We start from the raw sequence: 4,011 nt of genomic DNA, 5'->3' as shown, positions 1-4,011 counted from the left end.
CGCAACTGCTCGACACTGACGAACTCATCCGGCTTGTGCCCCTGGTCCATGCTCCCAGGCCCACACACCACAGTCGGGATGCCTGCCTGTTCGAACAGCCCACCTTCGGTACCAAACGCCACCGTACCGAACTCATCCGAACCACTGAGCAACGCCACCAGGCGAGCCGCCTCGCTATCCGCTGGGGTGGCCAGCCCCGGATACGCACTCAACGGCTGCAAGCGAATGGCGCTGGCGGCATTGACCTTGCGCATGCGCGGCAGCAATTCGGCCTCGGCATAGGTTTGCAACTGGTCGGCCACTGCCTGCGCCTCGAACCCCGGCAAGGCCCGCACTTCGAAATCGAATTCGCATTCCGCCGGCACGATGTTCAGCGCCCTGCCCCCTTTGATCACACCAGTCTGCACAGTGGAGAACGGTGGGTCGAAGCGCTTGTCGTGATGCTCCGGCAACGCCAGGGCATCACCGATATCACCCAGCTTGCCGATCAGCTTCGCCGCATACTCGATGGCATTCACCCCATACGGCGCATACGCCGAGTGGCAGGCCGCGCCATGCACCTGGCAACGCATCGCCAGCTTGCCCTTGTGCCCCAGCACCGGCTTGAGTTCGGTGGGCTCGCCAATCAGGCACAGCCGTGGCTTGTGCGGGCGCTGCTCCAGCGCGGCCAGCATCGAGCGCACCCCCAGGCAGCCGACTTCCTCGTCGTAGGAGAACGCCAGGTGCACCGGCATGCGCAACGGCTGGGCGAGAAACGCCGGTACAGCCGCCAGCACCGAAGCGATGAAGCCCTTCATGTCGGCCGTGCCCCGGCCATACAGACGCCCGTCGCGCTCACTCAGGGCAAACGGCTCGACTGTCCAGGCCTGGCCGTCCACCGGCACCACATCGGTATGCCCGGACAGCACCACGCCGCCAACGTCCCGGGGGCCGACGGTGGCAAACAGGTTGGCCTTGGTGCCTTCCGGGTTATGGAACAGTTCGCTTTCCACCCCCAGCTCGGCCAGGTAGTCGCGGATGAAGCCGATCAGTTCGAGATTGGAATCCCGGCTGACCGTGGCAAAGCCGATCAGCCTGGCCAGCAGCGCGCGACTGGCAAATTCACTCATCGCCCGGCACCCCGTAGCTTGGCGCGGCAGTCGGGTTGAGGGCGCGGGTGACGTAGTCCTGCATCTGCGGCCGGTACGCCTGCCACAGGCCATCGAGTACAGCGATCGGGTCGGCCTCGGCCCAGTCCACGCGCAGGTCCACCAGCGGCCAGGTCAGCTCGCCGGCAATCTTCAACGCCGCCGAGTGCACCGGCCCCGCCTCGCCGCCTGCGGCCATCGCCGCGTGCATGGCCGCCAGCAGGCGGTCGGCCAGATGCCCGCCAGCCTGTTCAAAGGCCTGCACCATCGCCTCGATCACCTGGGTCGAGGCCAACAGGTTGCCTGCCGCCGCACATTGCTCACCGGCGAGGGCGTAGTGCGTGCCCAAGGCTTCCTTGCCAGTGAACAGCGCCACCTGGCCATGGCTGTCGATCACCGTGAGCTGGCGGTACTCGCTCCAGCCATTGGCGCTCAGTACACGGTCCAGCGCAGCGGCAGGCGGCAACTGGCCCTGTTCCAGGGCATCGAGAATCTGCGGGCCCAGCGCCGGCAAGGTGATGTTCTGGGTGGCGACCGCACCCACACCGGCACGCACCCACGGGCAGCGGGCGCCCACTGCGATGCTTGAAGAGCTGATGGCGATACCGACCTGGCCGGTTTCCTGGCAACGACCGATGATGGAAAAAGTCATGTCATGGTTCCTGTTGTGCTGTGCGATACACGGCATTCTGGGTTGAACCTTTCGGCCGGCGAAACGACCTTTTTCCGAGGGGTTAGGCAGGAAAAAACTTTGTTGTGGCTGAGATCGAGCGCCGCCCGCGCGGCGCTTCGCAGCCAAGGCTGCTCCTACATCTGTTTCGGGCCAATCAATCCTGTCGGCACAGCGCGCGGCCCCTTTGCGTCCAACTCGCAAGCCACAGAATCCAGGGTCTTCGCCGTTTTATCGGCAAACCCCAGCTAAATACTATTTTCGCCAATTCCACGGCATCCCTAGTCTGGCCCCAGGCAACGGCGGTCCTCCAAACCGACCTGACAAAAACCGCCTGAACAAGGGCTCGGACATGACACTGAACAACCTCGAAATCGACACCCTCGTCGTCGGCGCCGGCCAGGCCGGCGTGGCCATGAGCGAACACCTGAGCAAGCTTGGCGTGCCGCACCTGGTGCTGGAGCGCAAGCGCATCGCCGAGGCCTGGCGCACCGGCCGCTGGGACTCGCTGGTGGCCAACGGCCCGGTCTGGCACGACCGCTTCCCGGGGCTGGAATTCAACCTCGACGCCGACGCCTTCGCCGGCAAGGACCAGGTGGCCGACTACTTCGAGCAGTACGTACGCAAGTACAACCTGCCCGTACGCACCGGCATCGAAGTGAAGAAAGTGCTGCGCAACAGCGACCGTCCCGGTTTTACCATCGAAACCAGTGAAGGCGTGATTCGCGCCAACCGCGTGGTCGCCGCCACCGGCCCGTTCCAGAAGCCGGTGATCCCGGCCATCGCGCCGAAAGACGGCAACCTGCACCAGATCCATTCCGCGGCCTATTACAACCCCGAGCAGTTGCCAGAAGGCGCTGTGCTGGTGGTCGGCGCCGGTTCCTCCGGCGTGCAGATCGCCGAAGAACTGATGCGTGCCGGGCGCCAGGTGTACCTCTCGGTCGGCGCCCACGATCGCCCGCCACGTGCTTACCGCAACCGCGACTTCTGCTGGTGGCTGGGCGTGCTGGGTGAGTGGGATGCGGAAATCGCCAAGCCTGGCCGCGAGCACGTGACCATTGCCGTCAGTGGCGCACGTGGCGGCCACACCGTTGACTTCCGCGCCCTCGCCCACCAGGGCATGACCCTGGTCGGCCTGACCCAGTCGTTCGAGAACGGCGTGGCGCGCTTCCAGGACAACCTGGTCGAGAACATCAACCGCGGCGACGAAAACTACCTGGCCCTGCTGGATGCCGCCGATGCCTACATCGAGCGCAACGGCCTGGACCTGCCGGAAGAGCCCGAAGCCCGCAAGCGCCTGGCCGACCCTGAATGCATGCGCAACCCGCTGCAGCAGCTGGACCTGGCCAAGGCCGGCGTCACCAGCATCATCTGGGCTACCGGTTACGGTGTCGACTTCAGCTGGCTGCAGGTAGACACCTTCGACGCCAACGGCAAGCCCCAGCACCAACGCGGCGTGGCCCGCGAGCCGGGCGTGTACTTCCTTGGCCTGCCGTGGCTGTCGCGCCGTGGCTCGTCGTTCATCTGGGGCGTGTGGCACGACGCCAAGCACGTTGCCGGTCACATCGCCACGCAACGCACCTATACCGCCTACCGCGACCGCGAACAACGCGCGGCGGATGAGCAGCAACAATCCAAGATCAGCAACGTCAGCACCCTCGGAGCCCACTGATGCCTACCCATACTCGCATCCGCATGTTCAACACCAAGGCCACCTACCCCAACCAGACCCTGGACAACGACCTGTGCCAGGCGGTGCGCGCCGGCAACACCATCTATGTGCGCGGCCAGGTCGGCACCGACTTCGAAGGCAACCTGGTGGGCCTGGGTGACCCAAGGGCCCAGGCCGAGCAGGCGATGAAGAACGTCAAGCAGCTGCTCGAAGAGGCCGGCTCGGACCTGTCGCACATCGTCAAGACTACCACCTACATCACCGACCCGCGCTTCCGCGAGCCGGTGTACAAGGAGGTGGGCAAGTGGCTCAAGGGGGTGTTCCCGATTTCCACCGGGCTGGTGGTGGCCGGGTTGGCCCAGGCCGAGTGGCTGATGGAGATCGACGTGATCGCCGTGGTGCCTGACCAAGCCTAGCGGGATCACCAGGAGCGGGCTTGCCCTGATATTTGACAGTCAGTGTTATTGGGGCTGCTGCGCAGCCCATCGCCGGCAAGCCGGGCTCCCACAGGTACGGCGCCAGACCTCAAGGTTTGCGAAATC

4 protein-coding genes are annotated in these 4,011 nt (G+C 65.2%); 2 read left to right on the top strand and 2 right to left on the bottom strand.

Annotation, left to right across the window (positions count from 1 at the left end; all coding sequences use genetic code 11):
- Positions 1 to 1,109: acetylornithine deacetylase (argE, locus tag ACK1U9_RS18990; protein ID WP_449110089.1), on the bottom strand; the 1,109-nt coding region annotated here is incomplete at its 3' end.
- Entirely contained in the window at positions 1,102 to 1,779 is a 678-nt protein-coding gene (locus tag ACK1U9_RS18985) for a DUF1028 domain-containing protein (RefSeq protein ID WP_108480122.1), read from the bottom strand. The genes argE and ACK1U9_RS18985, both read right to left, overlap by 8 nt.
- 370 nt (positions 1,780 to 2,149) lie before the next feature.
- On the opposite strand from ACK1U9_RS18985, the gene ACK1U9_RS18980 reads away from it, so the two are divergent.
- Together ACK1U9_RS18980 and ACK1U9_RS18975 are read left to right on the top strand one after the other, a co-directional pair.
- Entirely contained in the window at positions 2,150 to 3,469 is a 1,320-nt protein-coding gene (locus tag ACK1U9_RS18980; RefSeq protein ID WP_046615415.1) for a flavin-containing monooxygenase, read from the top strand.
- The gene (locus ACK1U9_RS18975; RefSeq protein WP_085599032.1) at positions 3,469 to 3,885 is read left to right on the top strand and encodes a RidA family protein; all 417 of its coding nucleotides are present in this window, start codon (positions 3,469 to 3,471) and stop codon (positions 3,883 to 3,885) included. The genes ACK1U9_RS18980 and ACK1U9_RS18975 overlap by 1 nt, the downstream gene beginning before the upstream one ends.
- Positions 3,886 to 4,011 lie beyond the last annotated feature (126 nt).

The sequence above is a fragment of the Pseudomonas sp. XP1 genome, assembly GCF_053557675.1.
Note: the sequence above shows the minus strand (reverse complement) of the source record. Positions and strands in the feature narration are given on the sequence as shown.